The organism is Bacillus sp. D48C, assembly GCF_053345735.1.
On record NZ_JBKFAQ010000010.1, the window covers coordinates 226,138 to 226,639 of the forward strand.

The 502-nt window shown below is 33.3% G+C and carries 2 pseudogenes; both read right to left on the bottom strand.

The annotated features are described in order from the left end of the window. Positions 1-153: pseudogene (locus tag ACLBXA_RS22340) on the bottom strand (type IV secretion system protein VirB4); the annotation flags it as partial. A 15-nt stretch (positions 154-168) separates the two neighbouring features. Continuing rightward, positions 169-502 (bottom strand): annotated as a pseudogene (locus ACLBXA_RS22345) (hypothetical protein); the annotation flags it as partial.

Consider the following 502-nt stretch of genomic DNA (forward strand, 5'->3'; position numbering starts at 1 on the left):
GCCTAATCCATCACCTGTTTGAAAATAACTTTCCTTAAAACTAATTCCCCCTTGTGGCTGAACTCTAGCCACTAAAAAGGGGTTGTAACCTTTCTTCCTTTTTAGTTCCTCTTGTTTTTCTTTTTTAGATTTTTTACTCTTGAACGCAAACATATTGTTGCCCCCTTACTACCATATATTTTTCGTTCCTAATTTTGCATTTTGATTGAACAATTTAAACATAAGCTCTAACTTTTTCTCTTCATCCACCTCTAATAGTTCAGTAGAGCGCTTGATATATCGTTTTGCTGCATCTACACGTTCTTTTACGATTAATTCCGTTTCTCCGTAAATAAATAAGAAGGCTTCACGATTGGTTCTGCCCCATTCTAAAAACTGAAGTTCTTTTAACTTTTGATTTAAAATTCGTTCATACAAAGGACTGGTACATTCTTTAATTTTCTTCTCTATATAACGTTGTTGTTCGGTTGTTTGACATGGAAAGTTTAAAAAAACGAGTTTA